Origin of the sequence: Halorhodospira abdelmalekii (genome assembly GCF_016583625.1) — a bacterium.
GTDB lineage: Bacteria > Pseudomonadota > Gammaproteobacteria > Nitrococcales > Halorhodospiraceae > Halorhodospira > Halorhodospira abdelmalekii.
In genome coordinates this window covers 1-17,752 of record NZ_NRRN01000056.1, presented here as the reverse complement: position 1 = coordinate 17,752, position 17,752 = coordinate 1, and the positions used below count along the sequence as shown (strand labels likewise).

Annotated in this window: 16 protein-coding genes; all 16 read right to left on the bottom strand. The window is 63.5% G+C overall.

Annotated features, from left to right (window positions below; genetic code table 11):
• Positions 1-376: CCDC90 family protein (locus tag CKO15_RS11785; protein WP_200196511.1), on the bottom strand; the 376-nt coding region annotated here is incomplete at its 3' end.
• A 194-nt stretch (positions 377-570) separates the two neighbouring features.
• Complete coding sequence (gene gspM / locus CKO15_RS11780; protein ID WP_200196509.1) at positions 571-1,221, bottom strand: type II secretion system protein GspM; 651 nt, start codon at positions 1,219-1,221, stop codon at positions 571-573.
• A gap of 76 nt (positions 1,222-1,297) precedes the next feature.
• Entirely contained in the window at positions 1,298-2,950 is a 1,653-nt protein-coding gene (locus CKO15_RS14555) for a PilN domain-containing protein (protein ID WP_200196501.1), read from the bottom strand.
• Positions 2,951-3,053: 103 nt separating this feature from the next.
• Positions 3,054-4,085 carry a tetratricopeptide repeat protein gene (locus CKO15_RS11770; RefSeq protein WP_200196499.1) on the bottom strand — a complete coding sequence of 344 codons (1,032 nt, stop codon included), beginning with the start codon at positions 4,083-4,085 and terminating at the stop codon, positions 3,054-3,056.
• A 315-nt stretch (positions 4,086-4,400) separates the two neighbouring features.
• Positions 4,401-5,282 carry an ExeA family protein gene (locus CKO15_RS11765; RefSeq protein WP_200196497.1) on the bottom strand — a complete coding sequence of 294 codons (882 nt, stop codon included), beginning with the start codon at positions 5,280-5,282 and terminating at the stop codon, positions 4,401-4,403.
• Between the two features lie 120 nt (positions 5,283-5,402).
• Entirely contained in the window at positions 5,403-6,977 is a 1,575-nt protein-coding gene (locus CKO15_RS11760; protein ID WP_242464762.1) for a type II secretion system protein GspD, read from the bottom strand.
• 288 nt (positions 6,978-7,265) lie between these two features.
• Entirely contained in the window at positions 7,266-7,562 is a 297-nt protein-coding gene (locus tag CKO15_RS14195; protein WP_200196493.1) for a general secretion pathway protein GspB, read from the bottom strand.
• Positions 7,563-7,698: 136 nt separating this feature from the next.
• Positions 7,699-9,615 (bottom strand): tetratricopeptide repeat protein, encoded by a 1,917-nt coding sequence (locus CKO15_RS11750; RefSeq protein WP_200196491.1) that lies wholly within the window; start codon positions 9,613-9,615, stop codon positions 7,699-7,701.
• Positions 9,616-10,446, bottom strand: coding sequence for an AAA family ATPase (locus CKO15_RS11745; protein ID WP_200196489.1), 831 nt, complete (start codon positions 10,444-10,446; stop codon positions 9,616-9,618).
• A gap of 193 nt (positions 10,447-10,639) precedes the next feature.
• On the bottom strand, positions 10,640-11,125 hold the full coding sequence (locus CKO15_RS14190; protein WP_338036058.1) for a type II secretion system protein GspD: 486 nt from the start codon (positions 11,123-11,125) through the stop codon (positions 10,640-10,642).
• Complete coding sequence (locus CKO15_RS11740) at positions 11,019-12,257, bottom strand: secretin N-terminal domain-containing protein (protein ID WP_200196487.1); 1,239 nt, start codon at positions 12,255-12,257, stop codon at positions 11,019-11,021. The genes CKO15_RS14190 and CKO15_RS11740 overlap by 107 nt, the downstream gene beginning before the upstream one ends.
• Positions 12,258-12,271: 14 nt before the next feature.
• Positions 12,272-13,066, bottom strand: coding sequence for a hypothetical protein (locus CKO15_RS11735; protein WP_200196485.1), 795 nt, complete (start codon positions 13,064-13,066; stop codon positions 12,272-12,274).
• Positions 13,063-13,509 carry a hypothetical protein gene (locus tag CKO15_RS11730; RefSeq protein ID WP_200196483.1) on the bottom strand — a complete coding sequence of 149 codons (447 nt, stop codon included), beginning with the start codon at positions 13,507-13,509 and terminating at the stop codon, positions 13,063-13,065. Before CKO15_RS11730 ends, CKO15_RS11735 begins: the two co-directional genes overlap by 4 nt.
• 32 nt (positions 13,510-13,541) lie before the next feature.
• Entirely contained in the window at positions 13,542-14,753 is a 1,212-nt protein-coding gene (locus CKO15_RS11725) for a type II secretion system F family protein (protein ID WP_200196481.1), read from the bottom strand.
• 1 nt (position 14,754) lies between these two features.
• On the bottom strand, positions 14,755-16,500 hold the full coding sequence (locus tag CKO15_RS11720; RefSeq protein ID WP_200196479.1) for a GspE/PulE family protein: 1,746 nt from the start codon (positions 16,498-16,500) through the stop codon (positions 14,755-14,757).
• Between the two features lie 79 nt (positions 16,501-16,579).
• On the bottom strand, positions 16,580-17,752 hold a 1,173-nt coding region (locus CKO15_RS11715), incomplete at its 5' end, for a hypothetical protein (RefSeq protein WP_200196477.1).

Sequence of the window (17,752 nt, the reverse complement as noted above, 5' to 3'; positions counted from 1 at the left end):
ATTTAACGAGTGTTACAATCAGCGCGGCTTGACCGAGCAACAGCGGCACCAGCCACTTGAGCAGATCGGCTTTGATCCGCACCACCTCGGTACGCAACTGCTCAATGTCGAGCTTCAACTCGGCGCGGACCTGCTCGATGTCGGACTTGAGCTCGGCGCGGACCTGCTCGATATCGGACTTGAGTTCAGCACGGAGCAGTTCGATTTCCTTCTGCAGCCGCAGTTCGCTCTCGCGCAGGTGGGCCTGAGTGGCAAGGTCGGGCAGGTGCGGGTAGCGATCCTCAAGGCGTTCAAACGCCTCCGCGATCACTCGTGCCCGGGCGCGGTCATCGGGGGCAGAGGTTAACGCTTCGTAGAAGGCGACTGCCGAGGTCATGGCGACGGGCTCCAAGGGTCGGCGACGGTGCGTTTCGTTCAGTCGGAAAAAATTGTACCACGCGGGAACGACCGTGCGGCAGTTCACTCCGCGGTTCACTCCGGGACAATGGCGTGGTGGCGTGGTGGCGTGGTGGCGTGGTGGCGTGGTGGCGTGGTGGCAATCACTCGGGGGACAGTCACAGCCCCAGCCCGTCACAGCCCCAGCCAACTCCGTTGCCCAGAGATGGTATAGAGTCGCACTGTCACCCGCGCCTGTGGGTGCTCGGCCACGGTGTATTCCATCCGGTCCCAGGCCAGCTGCCATGGCAGCGCCTCCAGAGCCTCCAAAAAGCGCAGCGTGTCCATATAACTCGCCTCGACCTCCAGGTGGACCGGGTGGCGAAAGATCGGCGGCACTTCTCCGTCGGCATCAGCTTCCAGGAGTGGTTCGGCCGGCAGTCGCTGTAGATGCACCCAGCGAATGCCCGAGTGTTCGTCCAATACCCCGCGCAGCACCGCCCGCATCTCATGCGGAGCGATAAAGTCGGGCATCTCCCCGGCGATGTGCGCCTCGATTTCAGCCAGCGCCTCCTCCAACCGATCGATCTCCCGACGCAGCCGCTCATCAGGGTCGATAGCCAGTTGCTCCTCAATCTCCGCGCGCCGTATCTTTGCGGTGGCGATTTGCTGCTGCAATTCGCCGATCTCGGCTTCTGCCGCAGCACCGCGCTCAAGCGAAGATTCGATCGCTCCAAAATAAGCGGCTGCACCACACAGCACCCCAGCCGCCGCCAACAACAAGACACGCTCACGAGTGGAGCGCTCCTCAATCGCTGCCCGCACACGCTCCCAGGCCGCCGTCATCACGGCAAAACCTCAGAGCCCAAGATGGCTACGAGCAGACAGTCCGCGATATCAGACATCTTCGATGATCCCCTTGCTACTCTTGCTGCTCCAGCCTCCGAGTCGAAATCCTAAACTCCACCATGTCCCTGGTCGCCCCTCGAGCCGCTCCTCTCGCTGCTTCCCCGGCCGTTCCCCCGCGCCCCTCAGCCGCCTCATCCATCTCTTCCGCCGGCCGTATGATCTCAAAGCCATCAAAATCGGCTCCCTGCAAAGTCGGTTCCTCGGCCAGCTGCTCCAGAAACTCAGCTACATAGCGTGGCTTCTGAGCGCGCCCACGCAGATAAAGCGCCTCGCCAGAGCGCTCAAAGTGGGTCAGCCATAGCCCCTCGACTCGGCCCCGAGCCAGCGCCTCCAGCAGCGGTGAAAATCCCTCCAGCTGGCGTGCCTCCATCCGTTCCAGCTTATCCGCAAAGCGTCGCCGCAGCTGCAGCTCCTGCTCCAGGGCAGCATGACGGCGCGCAAGTCGCGTGCTTGGCCGATGGGCGGCGAGCTCTTCCTCCAAGCGCTCTACGTTAGCGACCCACTCGGTCCGCTCCTCCTCCAGCTCGGCCTGTTGCCGCTCAATCTGCGCCGCCTGATAGAGCAAAACGCCTGCCACCGTCGTGCAGAGAGCCGCCCACAGCCCAGTGTAGGCGGCAATGGCCTCGGCACCCAGCCAATCGATCTCGCGCGGCTGCGGCCGATAGAGGAGAGCGCCCGACGGCAGCGGCGGCAGGAGAGCCGCCCCGACAGCCAGAATCGTCCGCGCCTGAACCTCGGGGGAGGGCGGCAGCAGCGCCTCCGCTTCCGACTCAGCGGCCAGTTCAACGATGTGCTCTAAGCTGAGCTGCGCCGCTGGCACGGGCAAATTCTCATTCAACTCATCAAGCAGGGGGGCAGCGTCAAAAGAGGTCGGCAGTAGCAGCACCTGCGCTGCACGGGCGGTCGAAAGCTGGCTGTCGTGGTAGTCGAGCGAGCGCTGCAGTTCCAAGATCACCCCTTCGCGCTCGCTCACCTCGGCCTCAGCCAACCGGGCGGTACCGTAATGGTGACCGCGCGCCAGATAGAGCTGATCGTCACGCGAGAGTGTGACCACCCCGGTGCTGTGGTCAATGAGCAGCTGCGCGATACGGCTGCCGGGGTCAGGGGTCTGCAGCGCCAGGCCAATCATCGCCACCTCTCGGTGGACGACCCGCTGCGGGCTCAGTCCCGCTGCGGCAGTGGCAGCGACCAGCGCCTCAACGCGCGCCTGCTCAGCGATGGCGATACTGACCATGCTGCCGCCATCGGTGGCACGATCAGAGTGCAGGCGATAAGCGGCCACAACCGCCTCGGCCAGCGGGATGCGACTCAGATCCTTGACCCGAAAACGGGCGGCATTGGCCAACTCCTCATCGGGAATGCCCGGCAGATCGAGCTGCTGCAGCTGGTAATCGCCCTCATCAAGCACGATGGTCGTGGCAACATCGCGCAGATGGTGGTTGGTAACCCAAACAAAAAGGGCGCTCTCCCGTTCCTGTGGCGTCTCCGCCGCACGCCAGTCGCAAAAGTGCAGAGTGGTGCCATCGCCACTAAGCACCGCAATTGCAATCCCGTCGGCGCACCAGCGCACACCGACCTGCAGGTCAGTGCGCACAGTGTGGCCGGCGAGTCGGCGCAGGCCCGGAAGCCTCAAAAGGCTAGCAGCGGCGCCGCGGAGTCTATTCACGCCCATAACATTATTGCCAAGCCACCCATTGCCAGCCACCCATTACTCATCGCCCATCGCCCATCGCCCATCGCCCATCGCCCATCACCCACCGCAAAGCCGCTTATTCCAAAGCCGCAATTCGTTCACGGGCGTAGTCAGTGATGCTGGGGTCGGCATCAGTAGTACGCTCCACCACCGCGCGCCACGCCCGCAGAGCGGTCTGGTGATCACCCAGCGCCTCGCTGCTCAGCGCCAAACCGGCCGCCCAGAGCGCGCGATTCGGCTCCGCAGCAGCCAGCTCCGTGTAGAGCGCAACAGCGTCGGCATGCGCCCCCTGTTCCCGATAGAGAGTCGCCAAGTAGGCCGTCAACGCCCTCGGCGTTGCCCCCCCTCCGGCTCTATGGGCACGTTCCAAAGCGGCAATCGCCGCCTCCGGCTCCCCATGCTGTTCAGCCAACTGCGCATACCAATGCGCCGTCTCTGGGTGATCTGGCGCACGGGCCAGCCCTTCCCGAAGCACTTGCCGAGCCCGCTGCGGTCGATCGGTAGCGAGCAGCAGCTCGGCATAGTGGTGCCGAATCGTATGATTTTCAGGGTCAAGCTCTAAAGCTTGGCGGAAGGTCTGCGAGGCAGCGGCTAAATCGCCCGCACGCAGCTGAGCGCGTCCTTGCGAGAGCAGAGATTGAGCGCGTCGCTGAGCACTCGGCGCATTCCTTTCGCGACTAAAGTGGCCACTCGAAGGCTCTCCTTCAGTTCGACCATGGGCCACGTAAGTCTCCTGAGCCTCCTGAGCCCCATCGGCGCGATGGTGTGATAGTGCCTGTCCCCCTTGAGCCTCTTTAGAGTCTCCATCTCCCAGTGCCTGTCCCTTAGAGTCCTCTTCCTGTCCCTTAGAGTCCTGTGGGAGTGCCTGTCCCTCAGTCCCCTCAGTCCCCTCAGTCCCCTCCGTCAGCGACGCCTGGAGTGCCTGTCCCTTCTGGAGCGCCTGGAGTGCCTGTCCCTTCTGGCTAAGCTCCTTCTGGCTAAGCTCCTGGTCCTGGCTGACTTGGCTGACTTGGCTGACTTGGCTGACGCGCCCGACCGACGACACGACCGACGACTGCAGCGCGATGCCCACACCGCCTCCGGCAAGCACAGCAGCAAAAAAGATCAAGGGCCTCACCGTTCGACCGCGCCGCCACCGGCGCTGCTCAACCTGCAGAGCCCGGTTTGCGGAGAAGGCAGCGCGTACACCCCCGCTCGCGCCAGCGCCACGGCTAGCTCTACCCCCTCCGCTCGTAGGGCTCCCGCCCCGGGCGCTAGCACCCACACCCCCCGCACTCTCGGCACCCCCCGCACCACCAGCGCCACAGGCACCACCGCCACCGCAAGCCCCCTGATGCCCCCGGCGCTGCTCCATCACCCGGTTCAACAGGCTCATACGGTCACCCGGTTCAACAAGCCCATACCATCACCCGGTTCAACAACCTCACGCGACCGATTCCCTAGCCGCAACACGCAACCGCAACCTTCGCCATAGGCTCGGTACCACAGCGCTATCCGTATCGACAATCGCATCATCGACGTGGTGATGATCGACACAACTCGCCGCTTCGCCGTAAGCGCTCAGCAGCGCCTTATGAGCGAGGACATTGAGCGTACGAGGAACGCCGCCGCTGCTCTCCACCAGCAAGCGGACGGCGGCCGCCGTGAAGAGTGGGCTACCGCGGTGTCCGGCAATCTGAAGACGGTGCTGCAAATAGTCATCAATCGCGGTAGACGGTAACGGTTGCAACGCATAACTGAAGGTGCAGCGCTGCCGTAGCTGGCGCAAGTGCGGCTGCGCCAACCGCACCTCCAACTCCGGCTGGCCGAGCAGCACGATCTGCAGCAACTTCCGCTCCTCGGTCTCCAGATTGGTGATTAAGCGCAGCATCTCCAGACTTTCGTCGGGCATCGCCTGCGCCTCATCGATCAGCAGAACAGTTCCCCGGTTCTCGCGCACAGTCTTCTGCAAATGGATGTGCAGATCGGCCAGCAGATGATGAGGGGTATCGTGAGTGGCCGCCGGCAGACCGAATTCGTGCGCAATCACCCGCGGCAGCGAGTCGGCGTCTAGGGCCGGATTGGGGATCACGCGGGCGAACCAGTGGCCCTCGTGATGCTCCTGCAGGGCGCGCATAAGCTTTTTACAGAGCAGCGTCTTACCGGTTCCCACCTCACCCGTGACCCGGATCAGGCCTTCACCCATCGCGAGTGCGCCAAGAAGCATATCGAGCGCCTCACGATGGCTCGCGCGCCCGTAAAAATAGCCAGTATTCGGCGTGAGCCGAAACGGATAGTCGAGTAAATCGAAATGCTCTAGATACATAGTACGGCGGCCTGCACCTGCAGCTGGGTTCGTTCCAGCGTCTGAGCTAGCTGGTTCCCTACATTGAGCCTGAGATTGAGCCTGGGCCTGGGCCTGGGCCTGGGGCCTCTACGGATCACTCTACGGATCAAAAAAACGCCGTAGCCGCTCATCCTGCTGCTCCAACTCCCGCCCCCACGTCTCATCGCCAACGAAGTGAGGGCGCAACAGAATGACCAACTCATACTTCTTGCTGTGGCTGCGCTCACGGGTAAACAGCTGCCCCAAAAGAGGAATTCGCCCCAACAATGGGAATCGGCTGGTTGTCTGCTCTTCGCGCTCCTCAATGAGCCCGCCGATGATCACGATCTCACTGTCACGGGCCCGCACAATCGTATCGGCCTGTCGAACATCGCTGCGGGCCAGAGCAAACTCGCTGCGCTGGCCATGGGTCTCGATAGTGCGCGGGACATCGCGAACCGTCGTCACCGAAGGCTGGACGTGCAGCGTCACCCAGCCGTTGCGGTCGATCGCTGGGGTCACATCAAGGGCAATGCCCGAGAAAAAAGGCTCAAAATCTGGGATAATATCGACAAAGCGCTCGCCGCCGTCGACGCTGCTGCTGCGGCTGATGCTGACATCGGTCTGAAAAAACTCATCCGTCCCGACCTTAATCACCGCCTTCTGATGATTGAGCGTCGAAATACGCGGCGCTGACAGAACCTGAACACTGCCCTGGCGCTCCAACGCGCGGATAATGGCGTTAAACGATCCGTCCCGCTCAAGCCGCAGCCGGTAGGCGTTATCGGCAACTTCCCTAGTACCGGTGCCGGGGAGGAGGGCGCTGCGCAGCGAATCCCCCACACGCTCCCACTCAATACCGCGCTCAAAGCCGTCCTCCAGTTCCACCTCAAGAATGCGCGCTTCAAGAACGACCTGGCGCTGCAGCGCCCCCTGCAACTCCTCCAAAAAACCCTCGACCTGTCGCAGCACTACCGGCGTTGCCCGCACCGCCACAATGCCGGCCTCCGGGCTGACCGTCACGCGACCACCATCTGTGCCCTGATCATCCACCAAACGACTCAGAAGCTCTTCGAGATCACGCCACAACGAAGAGCGCGACTCCGTGCTCAAACTGCTACCGGCGAGGGCGTCGTTATCACTGGCCAAAGTACCGGCACTGACCTGAATCCCAGATCGGCCTTGACGCTCTACATGCAGAAAATCGAGGCGGAAGAGGCGAGTCTCCAATCGCGGAGAGTAGACGACGTAGCCGGTTTCGCTATGCCGAAACTCATAGCCGTAGACATCCCGGACCTTCTCCATCACCTCGGGAATCGAGACATCGTGAAGCCGCAACGAGATCGTACCCTCGATATCGGGGTGAATCACAATGTTGTACGGGGTGTCGGCCACCAAGCCCTGGAAAAAGGCGCGGGCAGGGACCTCGTCGGCGTGCAGGTCGAAACGCGGCTCTTGCTCCGCCAGGTCATCGAACAGACGATCTCTAGAGGCAAGCGGGGCACTCACCGCGGCATCACGCAGCGCGGCTGTTAACGACTCGGGGGGTGGTGGCGCCTCGTCGGCAGGAGAGTCACCGGTAAGGCGCTCCGCAGCGCGCTCGCCCCGCGATTCGCTCTCAGCTGCACGTGGCGGCGACTCCGGCGACGTGCCGCAGCCGCCCAAAGCGAATACCGCAGCCAGCAGGAGCGCCATGGCCACAGCCACAACTGCCCGCCGACAGCGCACACGCCAGCAGACCAACAAGCACCGCCGCGGGGCCGGGGGGGGCAGCGCAGCAGCAGCACGCAAGTGGTGCACGGTCACTCCTCAATCAGATTCTAGCGGTCTGTCTACTCTACCGATCCGTTGGTCCTGTCGGTCCTGTCGGCTCTATCGGTTCCCGTTGGCCCCGTCGGTCCTGTCGGCTCTATCGGTTCCCGTTGGCTCCGTCGACTCCGAAGGCTCCGACGAATCGGTCGGTCCGCTCCGCTCTTGCCCTGTTCAATCGCTCCGCGGTTGTTTGATGACCTCCGTACGGGTTAAGGGGATACGGTACCGCTCCCCGTGACCGCTCAGCGTGACGCCACCGCTGTCGATCTGCTCAACGTAGAAGGACCCTACGTGTTCTCCCCTACGATACCACTGGTTATTGATGTAGGCCATACGGTCAGCGCCGTCAGAACCGTGCAGACGGACCATGGTGACACGCGGGGGGGGCGAAGCGCGCGGAGTGGCCGATCCGGCCTTTTGCCGCAGCGCCGGTGGCGCCGTCGGATCGCTCAGCTCAGCACGAGCCACAGCGGAGCCACCGGCACTCAGAGGCAGCAAAGGCAGCAAAAGTAACAACAGCGAAAACAACAGCGCGCTGATCAACCTAGTAACCATTAGTAATCACAAGCAGTCATAAACTCCCGCTCAGGCGGGGGGTCGTTGATCACTCAAGCTCTGCCAGACGCTGCCGCACCCACTGCCGCTGAGCCGCATACGCAGCCTGACCGCGAGTCTGCTCCATAAAAGCGACATAGTCACGCCGTGCAGAGTCACCACGCCCGAGGCTATCGTGTGAGTAGGCACGATTCAACAACACACTCGGGTGATCGGGGCGCAGCCGCCGCGCCTCATCCAAATAATCGAGAGCCTGCTCATGCTCGCCGGCGTCCTGTGCAAGGACGGCAAGCTGCACCCACGACTCAAAGTGGCGCGGGTTGCGCTGCAACGCCTGACGCAGGAAGTGATCGGCGCGTGGGTAGTTGCCAAGGCCGATCTCAGCGGCGGCCGACCAGAACCACACCTCGTGTTCATCGGAGAGTTGCTCTCGAAGATCAACAAGTTGCTCCGCGGCGTGCTGGTAGCGCCCCTGTTCAATAGTGCTTTCGATACGACCGAGCCGACGGCGCGCCTCACGCTGTGCGCTGCGCTGCTCATCGGCGCGCGGCCGGCTCTCTGTAGGCGCTCCATCCTGGAGCAAGTGCGCAAAACGCTCGCGGTCAACAATCGCAGTCACCGACCCGGTTGCTACGCCTGTGCCTGTTGTGCCCGTGCCTGTTGTGCCTGCCGTGCCTGTTGTGCCTGTTGTGCCTGTCCCTCGTTCTCCTCGTTCTGCTGCTCGTTCTGCTGTCGTGCCTGTCCCTCTCTCTGCTGCTCTCTCTGCTGTCGTGCCTGTCCCTCTCTCTGCTCTCTCTGCTGCTCTCTCTGCTCCCCCACCATCTGCTCCCCCATCCCTATCTTCACCCGGCGCTACCAGCCCACGCTCATGCCACTCAATCCGCCGGATCAAGCCGCGCAAACTGTGCTGGCCAATCCACTCTAATTCGAGAGCGACCCGCAGGCGATCACGCACCGCCTCAATCCGTTCCGGCTCCGGCAGCGCTAGCATGTAGTAAGCGGGTCGGTTGCGATACCACCCCGGCACCATCACCAGCGTATGCGCCTCAACGTGGCGTGAGAGATGGAGCCGACCAATACGGGGGTTGTGATAGGCGCTGATCAGCAGCACCGGGCGCTCCGGCTCCCGCTCCACCATCGCCTTCAGCGCCTCTGCCCAGTGCTCGGTCGCCCCCGTAAAGTCACCGGCACGCAGCTTCTCAAGGCCGGGCTGATGCCACGTTTCGGGGTCGAAGCGATCGCCCGCAGCGGCAGCTGTCCGGGCAGCCGCCTCTCGCTCTCCCGCCGCTCGCTCTTCCGCCGCTCGCTCAGACGCAGACTCGCGCTCAGCACGATCAGCACGCTCCGCACGCCCAGAGCGCGGGTCGGCGAGTGCTTCAGTCGGCGCGATTGCATCCTCGGCAATCGCCCCCGCCGCAATCGCTCCCTCTGTCTCGGTTACCGATAGTCCCGTCGACGGCCCTGCCGACGGCCCCGCAGATCGCCCCGCCGTCGCCCCGGGCGCTCCAACTCCCCCCGTTACAAATCCGTCGCGAACAGCCTCGTCCGCGGCGACCCCTTCGCCTTCGGCAGGGTCCGCCAGACGCTCTTCGCCAGGGCGCTCGACCAGGCCCTCAGGAGCGGTGTCGCTTCGCTCCGCCTCCGCACGCTGCGCCAGCAACTCTTCCGGCCCCTTCGACGCTTCCCGCTCCGCGGCCTCGTCGCTGAACCACAGCCCCGGACCGCCAGCCGGCCAGCCGTCACCCGCCGGCCAGCCGCCACCTGCAATCCAATAGCCACCGAAGGCCCCCGCGCCGACCACCGGTGCGGTCAACAGCGCCGCCCACAGCCACTTGCTACCACTCGACGAGCGCCGCCGCCGACCCGCAGTGCGTGGCAGCGTCGGCCGCTGCCGCTCGCCCTCGCTCCCCGCCTGCTCAGCCTGGGTTCGCTCGACCCGGCGCAGCGCATCCTCGACAATACTCATCTAAATCCCCGTACCCTTGCGCACCTCGCGCGCCGCCCGCCGCGCCAACCGCCACCCGACCTCCCGGGTATCGGCGGCGAAGGCACCGAGCACCGCCCGATCGGCAATCTGATTGATTCGCCGCGGCACCCCCTGAGCGGCGCGGTGAATGACAGAGACCGCGGAGGGCGAAAACTCAAAGTCGAAGTCACGCTCGCGCGCCGTCAACACCCGGTGACGGATATACTGCTCGGTCTCTTTACGGTTGAAGGGGACTAAGTGGTGGCGCAGCGCGATTCGCTGAGCCAAAGGACGCATCGCCCGCAGCGCCAGCGTTCGATCAAGCTCCGGCTGCCCGACCAGCATCAGCGAGAGCAGCTTCTGCTTCTCGGTATCGAGGTTAGAGAGCAGCCGCAGCGACTCCAGCAACTCCGGCGCCAACCGGTGCGCCTCGTCGATAACCACCGCTGCCCGCCGCCCCTCCGCAGCCATCTGCAACAAGTGATCGTAGATCGCCCGCTGCATCGGCCCCGCCGTCACCCCCGAGAGCCACTCCCCAGTCAGATCGTGGTAAATCGTCGAGAGCAGATCCTCGTAGCTCTGCGCCGGATTAAAGATGTAGGCCGTCTGCACGCCGCTCGGCGGGTGGCGCAGCAGATAGCGACACAGCAGCGTCTTGCCGAGCCCGACCTCACCGGTCAGCAGCGCAAAGCCGCCGCTCGCCATGCCGTAGCCCATGCAGGAGAGGGCGGCGGTATGCTGACCACCGGGGTAGAAGAACTCGGTGTCCGGCGTGATACTAAACGGCGAGCCAGTAAACCCCAGCTCACGGTAGCAAGCCTCCAGATCCACGCCTTACTCCTCACTTCACCCAACTTTAACCAGCCGACAAACCAACCAAAAAACCAACCAAAAAACCAACCAAAAAACCAACTAAAACAGTCAACCAACCAATCAAGCAACTAAAAAACCAACAAAGCAACTGACCAACGACACAACCGACAAAGCAACTGACCAACGACACAACCGACCAACAACGGCCAACCTACAACGGCCGGCCAATCACCGTCGGCTGCAGGAAGATCACCAACTCCGTGCGCGTGCTCGCCCAATACTCACTGCGGAAGGCCCGTCCAAGCAGCGGGATGCTCCCGAGCAGCGGCACCTGACGCTCCGTCAACGCCACATTATCCTGAATCAAGCCGCCGATCATCACCGTCTCGCCATCGCCGACCTGAACCAACGTGCTCGTCTGCTTCAGATCGTAGACCGGAGCGTTGCTATCACCACTCGGCGAGGTCGAAATATCGAGCAGTCGCGTGATCATCGGTGCAATATCGAGCATCACTCGACCATCAGAGGCGATCTGCGGCGTCACCGTCATCATCAGCCCCTCGCTGAAGTTCATCGGCGTCTCGTCGACCTCAACGACCTGCACCCCGTCCTGGATAAAGCGCGTCACGTCGCGTTGCCAGAAGGCCCGATCGGTCGAGACCTTGATCAGCGCCGGCTGATTGTTCAGCGTCCGCACGCGCGGTTGCGACATCACCCTGCTCCTGCAGGGCGTTGATCAGCCCCCCGAAGGAGCCATCATCAAAGTCAATCACCAGGGTCTCTGCGCGGCCGTCGCTACGCCCCGCTGGCCCGGTGTTGCCGCTCATGCCGATCATGCTTGAGCTGCCGATCTCGCCGAAGTTGCGGAAGTTGATGCGCGACCAGTCGATGCCAAGTGCCTGATCGTCGCGCAGATCGACCTCAATGATCCGCGCCTCAATCGCCACCTGTCGGTTCATCGAGCCTTGCAGCGCCTCAATAAACCACTCGACATCCTGCACCCGTGGATAGATATCGGAGACCTGTACGGTGCCGGTCAGACGGTTGACGACCAGTCGCCCCTCATCGGAGAGCAGCTCCCGCAACTGCTCCTCGACCTCGCTCCAGAACTCATTGGTCACCTCGGAGGTGATGGAGGTCTCGGCGCTGTCATCGCTGCTACCACCGCCACCACCGCCGCCACTGCCTCCAGCTTCAACCGCTGCCTGCGCGCTCATCTGCCCAGCGCGATCGAGGCGTACATAGTCGAGCTCGAAGGTGCGGGTCACCGTGCGTCGCACCCGAATCGCCCCATCTTCCCAGCTCCAGTAAAGCCCGCTGCCCGAGAGCAGCAAGCGCATCGTCTGATCAAGCGGCAGACTCCGAAAATCGACGTCGACCGTACCCCGCACATCGGGGTCGGCGTAGATGTTGAGGTCGTACATGCGTCCGAACATCCGCAGCGCCTCACGCACCGGCAGATCCTCGGCCCGGAAGCTGTAGCGCTCCCCGCGCACCTCTGCCGGCAGATGCGCATCGGAACTCTGTTGCACCGATTGCGGCATCCGTAAGCTGCGATCAAGCGGCTGCGTCTGGGCGTCATTGCCCCTTTCGTTGCCAGATGATTCACCGCGCTCGTTCTGTTCGGCTTCGGGATCAGCCTGCGGCCGCTCCGGTGTCAACCGTGGATCGTTCAAGATCCGTTCATAGGCGCTATCAGGTACTCGCTCCGTCCCCGATGCGGGCCGCTCCCGCGTATCGAACGTGCCGCATCCACCGAGCAGCAGTGGCAGTGCAGCGGCACTGATCAGGCCCCCTCTGATCAGGCCCTCTCTAGTGGTGCTTTTCATCCTACGCTCCCCGCTTACCCGCTTTTATTGTTCAGTGATGAATAGTGCGTATGCCACGCCGCCCACGCCGTTTTGCCCCAAGCCATCTCGCAACGAGCCGCTTCGCCCCACGCCGTTTCGCCCCAGCTTACCCCGCTCCAGGTCGCATCGCCGCAATCGCCCGTCGCCCGGTTGGCCGGCCCGGTCGGCCCCTCCATCAACAACTCAAGCTCTCCTTGCAGCTCCTGCAGCTCTCTCAGCTGCTCAAGCCCACGGCGCAGATCGTCACCATTCTCACTCCTCGTGCGCTCGGTGCGTTCAGTCCGCTCGCTGCGTTCATCCCGGGATGCCCGCGTCGGCTCAGGATCCGTCAGCGGGCGATCGAGAAAGTGGACCTCCTCGCGTCCCAGCGGCCCGTGGACGACGACGTGGTCGTGCATAATCTGGGTAACGCGGTACTCCTGGACACGATCACCGGCACTCACAATCCGTCCGCCGAGTCGAGCCAGGCGCCGCTCATCAATCGACATGATGCCGCTGAGCACCAACCGCTCGGCCGCCGTTGGGATCGGTTCGGCCTCTGCAGCGTCGTCGTCCGCGTCAGCCACAACCGGCGGAGGATAGGCGTCCGGCGGCGCCCGGAAGGCAGCGAGTTCAATCTCGGGTGTAGGTGCACGCGGCGTCAGCTCTGCATCTCGAATCCCATCGGGCAACTCGAACGACTCGGCATGCGGCGGCGGGGCCGACTCAGGCGACACGGTGAGCAAGCCAGTCCACCAACCCACCAATCCGAGCAGCGGTAGGGCGAGAAAAAACAAGTACCCCTTCATTGCGGCGGCTCCTCAAAGATCCACACATGCTCTCCGGTCCAGTCGATCCGGTAGTCCGGCGGTTGATCGACCCCCGTGCGCTGCTGGCCTTGCTGCTGCTCAATCAGGAAGGTGCGAACCGAGAAGATCCCCGGACTCTCGTAATTGGCAGCCAACATCTCCTGCAGCAGCACGAGCTGATCGCGTGAGAACTGCGTGCTCAACTGCGCCCCCTCGCGTCGCCGCTCGTGCAGTTCCGGCTCCCACCCCAGCCGTTCAATTGCCGCCTGGTATTCACGAATCTGCGCCTCAAGCCGACTGAGCGTTCGCTCCGCCTCGGACAGCTGGACCTCTCTGTACGACACCGAGTCGATCTGCCCGCGGGCGTAGACGCCCAAGCCGGCAGCGAGCACCAGCGCTGCGAAAAGCAGCCACAGTCCCGAACGATACATGAAACGATTCATGCCTCTTCCCCTTGCATTACCGGGTCACGGTCTTACATGGCCACGGCTTCTTGCACAAACTGGTAGATCGGACCGAGCAGCGCGAGCACAAAGATGCCAAAAATGATCCCGATGACAACGATGATGACCGGTTCGATCAGCTTACTGAAGACCTCAACCAAGTTCTGTACTCGCCGGTAGTAAATGTCAGCCAGCTTGCCTAGCTGCTCCTCAAGATTACCGGTCTGCTCACCGAGGCCGATCATGCGCACCGACAACGGCTCAAAGAGCTGCGTACGCCCCAGTGACTGATGCAGCGACATCCCAGCCCGCAACTCCTCTTCAATCGGTGCCAAGCGGTGCCGGAAGAACTCGTTGCCGGCCGAGCGGCGCACCACCTCAAGGCCCTGTGTAATCACGACCCCAGAGCGGTAAGTCAGTCCGAGATACTGGAAGTAGAAGGCCCACTCGGCCCCGCGGATCAGCCGTTTCATGATCGGCAGGCGCCAGTAAATGGCATCCAGTAGGCGCGCTATAAACTTGATCTGGCGAGAGGACTTTATAACGAACGGGATGGCAGCCAAGCCAACAACCACCCAGAGCCAGTATTCGGCAAACCAATCGCCGAAGGCGAGCACCCGCTGGGTCAGCACCGGCAGTTCAAACTGGAAAGAGGCAAAGACCTGCTCCAGCTGCGGCACAATAAAGGCGAGCCAGAAGATCACGACCCCGATCATTACTACGAATGAGACCATCGGATAGAGCGAGGCGCGCATCACCGCACCGCGGATGGCGATCACCCGCTCCAGGTGTTGCCCGGCATCGGCGAGGGTGCGGTCGAGGTTACCCGAGTCCTCACCAATCGCCACCATATTGATCACGATATCGGGAAAGGCGCCGGTCTGCTTCAACGCCGCGGAGAGCGGATAGCCGGAGTAGAGGTACTGCTTGATTTCACGCAGGCAACGCCCCATGGCTCTGGAGCGTTTCGCCGCCAACATGTCCTCAAGCGCCGACTGAATATCGACGCCACCGCCGATGTACATCGCCAGCGTGTTACAGAACTCAGCAACCTCCGCCGGGCGCGGTTTGGAGCGCACCCGCGTGAGCACGCCGGCGAGGAAGTCGGGCACCGCGACGAAGTTATAGAGCAGCTCGCCGCGCGACTCAATGTCGCGTACCAGCGCCTCGTAGTCGTCAAAGCGGCCGCGTCCGCGCTCCAGGGCGCCGCTACGGCTGACGGTGCTATAGATGTAAAGCGGCATATCAGCGAATCACCCGTTCAACTTCCGTAAGGTCCGTCTCCCCCTGCTCAACGAGCAGTAGGGCCGACTGCCACAGCGTGCGCATCCCCTTCTCAACAGCAAGCTGCTGCAGTTCCATGGCGTTGGCGTTCTCATCGATGCGCGCGCGAATCTCGTCATCCATCTCAATGACCTCACCGACCGCCGATCGTCCTAGATACCCGGTGCGCATACAGCGCTCACACCCCTGTGCCCGATAGATCGTCTCCACCTGCAAGCCGAAGCGCTCGCGCTCCTGCTCGCTCGGCGTATAGGCCTCTTTGCAATGGGGGCAGAGCTGGCGCAACAAACGCTGGGCAAAGATCCCGACCAGCGACGAGGAGAGCAGGTAGCTCTCGATCCCCAAATCGCGCATCCGCACAATAGCGCCGGCGGCGTCGTTGGTGTGTAGGGTCGAGAGGACCAGGTGGCCGGTCTGGGCGGCGCGGATCGCCAGCTGCGCGGTCTCTTGGTCGCGGATCTCACCGACCAGCATGACATCCGGGTCGTGGCGCAAAAAGGAGCGGATCGCCGAGGCGAAGGTTAATCCTGCGCGCTCGTTGACCGAGACCTGGCGCACCAGCGGCATGTCGTACTCGACCGGATCTTCGATGGTGAGGATGTTCTTCTCCATCGAGTTGATCCGCCGCATTCCGGCGTAGAGCGTGGTGCTCTTACCGGAGCCGGTCGGCCCGGTGACCAGCAGCAGGCCGTACGGGATATCGACCATGCGGTGGAGCAGTTCAATCTGATCGGGGAAGAAGCCGACGTTCTCGGTCGAGATCAGCTCGCCGCTGCCGGAGAGCACCCGCAGCACCATCGACTCGCCGTTGCGCTCGGGGGCCGTCGAGATCCGCAGATCGAAGCGCTCGCCGAGGAACTCAAACGTCATCCGCCCATCAAGCGGGCGGTTCTGTTCGGCGATATCCATGTTGGCGGCGACCTTCACCGCCGAGACCAGCCGGGTGTGGGCCGCCGCCGGCAGCGCGTAGCGCAACTGCATCACGCCGTCGATCCGGTAGGAGACGAGCGAGGCGATCGGCGTCGGGTTCAAGTGGATATCGGAGGCGTTGACCTCGACCGCACCGGTAATCAACAGTTCGGTCAGCCGCTCGGGTGAGTAGTTGCGACCGGCCCGGGCATCAAGGGCGATGCGCTCGACCTCGGCATCAATCGGGTGCTCGGCGAAGTAGTAGAGGCGCTGAATCTGCTGTCGCAGGCGACCGCGTGGGGCGACCCGCAGCGTCAGTGGGTAGCGGGTAAAGCGCGAGGCGCGGCTGGTGCCGGCGCTATCGAAGGGGTCGGCGATCGCCACCTCGAGTTGGCCGTCGACAAAGCGCAGCGGCAAGATCTCGTAGCGCTGGGCGAAGTTGTAGGGGAGCTGGCGCAGCACCTCGGGGTCGGGCAGTGCTCCGGCGAGCGATTCGAAGGGCAGGCCGGCTTGCTGTGCCAACACGGTAGCGACCTCGCGATCGGTGGCAAAGCGCAGTTGTTGCAGGACGTTACCGAGCCGTTCGCGGCTGATGCGCTGGATCTGCAGGGCGTACTCGACCTGCTCGCGGGTGATGATGCCCGCCTCTTGCAACAGCTGGCCGATCGGCCGGCTGACTGCGGCAGTGGTTGCGGCGTCGGTATCGGCGTCGGGTGCGGGGCCGGCGGTTGCGGTGTCGCCCGGTGCGCCGTGCTGTGCTTTGCCCGCTTCCTCTGCTTCCCCTGTTGTGGTCGCCATGCTTGCCTTCCTCGTCTACCGGGGCGGACTAATTGCTAACGAGCTCGTGAGTGAATAAAACAACTAACTAGCTGATTGACTAACTAGCTGATTGGCTCACTAGCTGGTGTTCTTCTCCTTCCCGAGGGGCCATCTCTTGCGCCCTGAATTGCAGCCGAGTGTTCAATACGCCGGCCCCTGCTTGTCCCAGGTCGGGGTCGTAAGAGAAGTTGCTTTCGGCGAGTCGAACCCGTTTGCCGAGGCGATCGAGCACCGACTCGGCGAGGCTGCGGGTCCGTTCGAAGTCGCCGTGCAGCACGATCTTAAGTTCGGCAACAAATGCCTCCGGTGGGCCTTGGGGTGTCGTCGGCTCGGGGGCGGCGCGCCGCCCGCGCGTCTGCTGCGTCGACAGCTCTCCAGCCGGCTGCATTTGCAGGCGGACGATCTGGCCATCCTCCGGGATCTCGCGACTGATCCAGGCCAGCAGGTGATCAAGGCGCAGGGATTGCCGCTCGCGCTCGTAGAGCTCTAGGCTCGCCTGGAGTTCGTTGAGGCGGGCCTGGCTCGGTCGCGCGGCTTCGGCCGCGCTGAGGCGCTGCAGGTACCTTTCCTGCTGTGCGTCGAGCTGCCGATGGATCTGCGGGTCGGCCCGTTGCTCAATCCAGCCGAGGGTGCCGAGGACGACGCCGGCGAAGACGGCGAGCATCGCAGTGGGGACTGCCACACGGCTGGCAAGCACTTGGTGGCGGTAGTCGCTGCTCTGCATGTCGGTCCAGCTCGGTGCGAAGATCAGTCCATAGAGCTCGGGCTCTTGCAGCACGATGCGGCTATCGACTCCGCGCAGTAGGCCGCCGATGCGCGCCTCCAGGTGTTGCCGTTCCAGCGGTGAGTTCTCGCGCTCCAGCGGCATGCCGAGGAGCTCCCCAAGGGCGATGCGATGCCGCACGGCGCGTTCCGCCTCGGCGCTAAGGCCGTTTTCGGTGCTGTCGGCGAGGTGCTGGAAGCGCTCCCAGCGCTCAGGAGGGCGGGGGCGGGGTGCGGGCGCGCCAGCGCCGGGCCAGTTGGCGTTGCTGGTGCTGCCAGTACCGAGGCCGCCGAGACCTCCAGTGGCGCCGGAGTTGCCGCTGTCGATGCTGCCGGTGTAGGGGACGATGCGCCCAGAATCCTGAGAACCGGACTCCTGGGAACCGGATTCCTGGGAAGAGGTCGCGGTGGCGGCGGCATAGGGGTCGGATTCGACGAGGGCGCGGCTGCTGTCGGGGCTGCTATCGGG

What these genes read in the sequence shown, in the direction of transcription:
- gspM (WP_200196509.1), bottom strand. Translation starts at nt 1,221, where the DNA reads ATGACGGCGGCCTGGGAGCGTGTGCGGGCAGCGATTGAGGAGCGCTCC.
- CKO15_RS11765 (WP_200196497.1), bottom strand. Translation starts at nt 5,282, where the DNA reads ATGTATCTAGAGCATTTCGATTTACTCGACTATCCGTTTCGGCTCACG.
- CKO15_RS11760 (WP_242464762.1), bottom strand. Translation starts at nt 6,977, where the DNA reads ATGGCGCTCCTGCTGGCTGCGGTATTCGCTTTGGGCGGCTGCGGCACG.
- CKO15_RS11750 (WP_200196491.1), bottom strand. Translation starts at nt 9,615, where the DNA reads ATGAGTATTGTCGAGGATGCGCTGCGCCGGGTCGAGCGAACCCAGGCT.
- CKO15_RS11740 (WP_200196487.1), bottom strand. Translation starts at nt 12,257, where the DNA reads ATGAAAAGCACCACTAGAGAGGGCCTGATCAGAGGGGGCCTGATCAGT.
- CKO15_RS11735 (WP_200196485.1), bottom strand. Translation starts at nt 13,066, where the DNA reads ATGAAGGGGTACTTGTTTTTTCTCGCCCTACCGCTGCTCGGATTGGTG.
- CKO15_RS11730 (WP_200196483.1), bottom strand. Translation starts at nt 13,509, where the DNA reads ATGAATCGTTTCATGTATCGTTCGGGACTGTGGCTGCTTTTCGCAGCG.
- CKO15_RS11725 (WP_200196481.1), bottom strand. Translation starts at nt 14,753, where the DNA reads ATGCCGCTTTACATCTATAGCACCGTCAGCCGTAGCGGCGCCCTGGAG.
- CKO15_RS11720 (WP_200196479.1), bottom strand. Translation starts at nt 16,500, where the DNA reads ATGGCGACCACAACAGGGGAAGCAGAGGAAGCGGGCAAAGCACAGCAC.